Source organism: Saccharomonospora iraqiensis subsp. paurometabolica YIM 90007 (assembly GCF_000231035.2).
GTDB classification, from domain to species: domain Bacteria; phylum Actinomycetota; class Actinomycetes; order Mycobacteriales; family Pseudonocardiaceae; genus Saccharomonospora; species Saccharomonospora paurometabolica.
The window spans coordinates 312264-315693 of record NZ_KI912247.1 but is presented as its reverse complement, the minus strand read 5'-3'; the positions used below and the strand labels follow the sequence as shown (position 1 = coordinate 315693).

5 protein-coding genes are annotated in these 3430 nt (G+C 71.1%); 2 read left to right on the top strand and 3 right to left on the bottom strand.

Translation table 11 applies throughout. The annotated features are described in order from the left end of the window. Both SACPADRAFT_RS0215845 and SACPADRAFT_RS0215840 read left to right on the top strand, forming a co-directional pair. Nucleotides 1-804, top strand: an 804-nt coding sequence (locus SACPADRAFT_RS0215845; RefSeq protein WP_028662497.1) for a (Fe-S)-binding protein, incomplete at its 5' end; no start/stop codon positions are given. A gap of 115 nt (nucleotides 805-919) precedes the next feature. Continuing rightward, nucleotides 920-1540, top strand: coding sequence for a class I SAM-dependent methyltransferase (locus tag SACPADRAFT_RS0215840; RefSeq protein ID WP_007026984.1), 621 nt, complete (start codon nucleotides 920-922; stop codon nucleotides 1538-1540). 106 nt (nucleotides 1541-1646) lie between these two features. Here the strand turns inward: SACPADRAFT_RS0215840 and SACPADRAFT_RS0215835 are convergent, their stop codons facing one another. From SACPADRAFT_RS0215835 to SACPADRAFT_RS0215825, 3 genes are read right to left on the bottom strand one after another with little or no spacing between them, the layout of a single operon-like run. Then, nucleotides 1647-2240: a GTP-binding protein gene (locus SACPADRAFT_RS0215835; protein WP_007026983.1), complete on the bottom strand. Its 594-nt coding sequence runs from the start codon at nucleotides 2238-2240 to the stop codon at nucleotides 1647-1649. Beyond that, nucleotides 2221-2607: a DUF742 domain-containing protein gene (locus SACPADRAFT_RS0215830; RefSeq protein WP_007026982.1), complete on the bottom strand. Its 387-nt coding sequence runs from the start codon at nucleotides 2605-2607 to the stop codon at nucleotides 2221-2223. Before SACPADRAFT_RS0215830 ends, SACPADRAFT_RS0215835 begins: the two co-directional genes overlap by 20 nt. Beyond that, nucleotides 2604-3014, bottom strand: coding sequence for a roadblock/LC7 domain-containing protein (locus SACPADRAFT_RS0215825; RefSeq protein WP_007026981.1), 411 nt, complete (start codon nucleotides 3012-3014; stop codon nucleotides 2604-2606). Before SACPADRAFT_RS0215825 ends, SACPADRAFT_RS0215830 begins: the two co-directional genes overlap by 4 nt. Nucleotides 3015-3430: the final 416 nt, after the last annotated feature.

Genomic DNA, 3430 nt, shown 5'->3' with positions numbered 1-3430 from the left:
CTGCTGCCGCCGGTGCGGCTGCGGGAGGCGTTCGCGGGGTTGCCGCGGCGGGTGCGCCCGTCCGGGCCGACCCGGCGTCGGGTGGCGCTGCTGTCCGGCTGCGTGCAGGACGTCTTCTTCCACGAGGTGAACGCGGCCACGCAACGGGTGCTGGCCGCCGAGGGGTGCGAGGTGCTCACCCCTCGGGACCAGGGCTGCTGTGGTGCGCTGGGCCTGCACGCCGGGCGCGAGGAACACGCCGTCGCGCGGGCCCGGCGCACGATCGAGACGTTCGAGCGGCTGCCGGTGGACGACATCGTGGTCAACGTGGCCGGGTGCGGCTCGTCGATGAAGGAGTACGGCACCCTGCTGGCCGACGACCCGGAATGGGCCGAGCGGGCGCGGGCGCTGTCGGCGAAGGTCCGCGACGTCAGCGAGGTGCTGGCCGAGCTCGAGCCGCGGGCGCCGCGGCACCCGGTCGAGGCGAGGGTGGCCTACCACGACGCCTGCCACCTGCGGCACGCCCAGGGCGTGTGGTCCCAGCCCCGGCAGGTGCTGCGCACGATCCCCGGGGTGGAGTTGGTGGACCTGCCGGACGCGGAGCTGTGCTGCGGCTCGGCGGGCGTCTACAACCTGCTGCAACCGGAGGCGGCCGCCGACCTGGGCAGGCGCAAGGCGGACAACGTCCGCTCGGTGCACCCGGACCTGCTGGTGACGGCCAACCCGGGCTGCCTGCTCCAGATCGCCCGCTACCTGGACACCGACGACCTCCCTCTCCAACACCCGGTGCAACTGCTGGACCGCTCGATCCGCGGTGTGCCGTGAAGGACTCCTTCCCTGCGTCCGGTGCAGGGAAGGAGTCCTTCGCTGCGTTGAGTGCAGGGAAGGACTCCTTCACGGGCACCCGGTGAGTGGGCACCCGGGCGGTTAGGCTCGGGGGATGTCGGGACATCGGATCTTCGCTGCCGTGTACGACCGGATGGCCGCGCCGGTCGAGTCCAAGCTGCTCGGGCCGCGGCGTGCGCGGATGCTGTCCGGGGTGACCGGGCGGGTGCTCGACGTCGGGGCCGGCACCGGGGTCAACCTCGACCATCTCCGCAACGCCGAGCAGGTGGTGCTCACCGAGCCCGACCCGGCGATGCGCGCGAAGCTGGAGCGCAAGCTCGGCCGGGCGCACGCGCCCGTGGTCCAGGTCAGCGACGCGGCCGCCGAGGACCTGCCGTTCGACGACGACTCGTTCGACGCGGTGGTGTTCACCCTCGTGCTGTGCACGGTGGTCGACCCCGCGCGGGCGTTGGCCGAGGCCCGCCGCGTACTGCGTCCCGAGGGAAGCCTGTACGTGCTGGAACACGTCCGCGGCGAGGGCGCCCAGGCCACGTGGCAGGACCGCGTCACCCCGGTGTGGAAGCGTCTCGGCGCGGGATGTCACCCCAACCGGGACACCCGGACCGCGGTCGAACGCGCCGGCTTCACCTTCACCGAAGTGGAGAACCTCCAGGCGGGCCCCCGCTGGATCCCCGCCAGCCCCCTCCTCCAGGGCACCGCGCACCCCACAGGGTGACCCGTGAAGGGCACGTTCCCTGCGCCCGGCGCAGCGAGGGGCACATTCACTGCGCTGCACGCAGGGAACGTGCCCCTCACGCCACACACGTGGGGTGAGCGGGCCGTCAGCGGGCGGCGGGCACCAGGTCCGCCGTGGACATGACGTACTCGATCAGGGTGATCAGGACCTGCTTGGTGGACTCCTTGTCCCGCGCGTCGCACAGCACCAGGGGCACCTCGGGGCCCACGTCGAGCGCCGCGCGCACCTCCTCGGTGCCGTACATGTGCGCCTGGTCGAAGCAGTTCACGCCCACCACGAACGGCAGTCCCCTGCGCTCGAAGTAGTCCACCGCGGGGAAGCACGACTCCAGCCTGCGCGTGTCGGCGAGCACCACCGCGCCGAGCGCCCCCTGGGCCAGCTCGTCCCACATGAACCAGAACCGGTCCTGCCCGGGCGTGCCGAACAGGTACAGGATCAACTCGGAGTTGATCGTGATACGCCCGAAGTCGAGCGCCACCGTGGTGGTGGTCTTCGCCTCCACACCGGACAGATCGTCCACGCCCTCGGACGCGGACGTCAGCGACTCCTCGGTGCGCAGCGGCGGAACCTCGCTGACCGAACCCACCATCGTGGTCTTGCCGACCCCGAAACCACCGGCGACCAACAGCTTCACCGCCGTCGCCGTCAGTCGCCGCTCGTCAGAGTTTGCGGATGCCATCCAGAACCGCCTGCAGTACGTGTTTGTTGGGGGCGTCGCCCTCGGGCGCCGCTCTACGGAAGATCACATAGTTCTGCTCGATCAGATCACTGAGCAGGACCTTGACCACGGGCAGGGGTAGGTCGACGTGTCCACCCACCTCGGCCACCGACATCGGCCGCTGGCACATGTGCACGATCTGGGCGTACTCGCTGGGCAGGTGCGCGGCCTCGGCCGGCGTGCACAGCGACACGACCAGCGTCATCATGTCCAGGCCGTAGTTGTCCGACCTGGTCCGGCCGCCCGTCACCACGTACGAGCGAACGAGGCCACCGGCGTCGTCGGCTTCGCCGGCCTCGTCGAACCACTCCTGTCCGGGATCACTCATGGCGCACTTTGTTGTTCCACCCTCGGCGCCGCGCTGAGCACCGCGCCTACCCGCTTAACCATCATGTTCATCGAGTACGCCACCATGCCCATGTCGGCGTCCTCCGACGTCAACAGGGCCAGGCACGCCCCGCGTCCGGCCGCCGTGACGAAGAGGAACGCATGGTCCATCTCCACCACGGTCTGCCGCACCGCTCCGCCGCCGAAGTGCCGCCCGGTGCCCCGAGCCAGGCTCTGGAACGCCGAGGCGACGGCGGACAGATGCTCGCCGTCCTCTTCGGACAGATTACTCGATCGCCCGATCAACAGGCCGTCCGACGACAGTACGACGGCGCGCTCGGCTCCCGCGACCTGGTTCACCAAGTCGTCCAGCAGCCAGTCGAGTTCGTTGACTCCCGAGTTCGTCATGGTGTCTCAGTCTCCAGTCTCGTCGCCGCCGGGTTTCTGGTGCCGTGCTCTCCGAGTGCCCATCTGGAACGCCGAGAGCCTGCTACGTGCGTCGTCGGGAGTCTCCGCGGGATCGGTGGCGTCACCGCCCTGATCGGAGGGTCCGGCCTCCTCCCGCAGCTGCGGAGCCAGGTTCTCCTGCCTCCGCCTGCGGGGCAACGGCGGCTTCCCACCCGTCGAGGCGTCTTCCTGGGCCGGCGGTGCGGCGCCCTGCCTGGCGTCCTGGGCGGTGGGCTGCGGAGCGGACTGTGCCGGCGCGGCCTGCGGACCCTGCGGGCCCTGCGGAGCCTGCGGTCCCCGGGCGTCCGGCCGGGGCTGTCCTCCCGGTTGCGGCGGGGGCGCCTCACCACCGGCGGGGTTCTCCCGCGGCAGTCGTG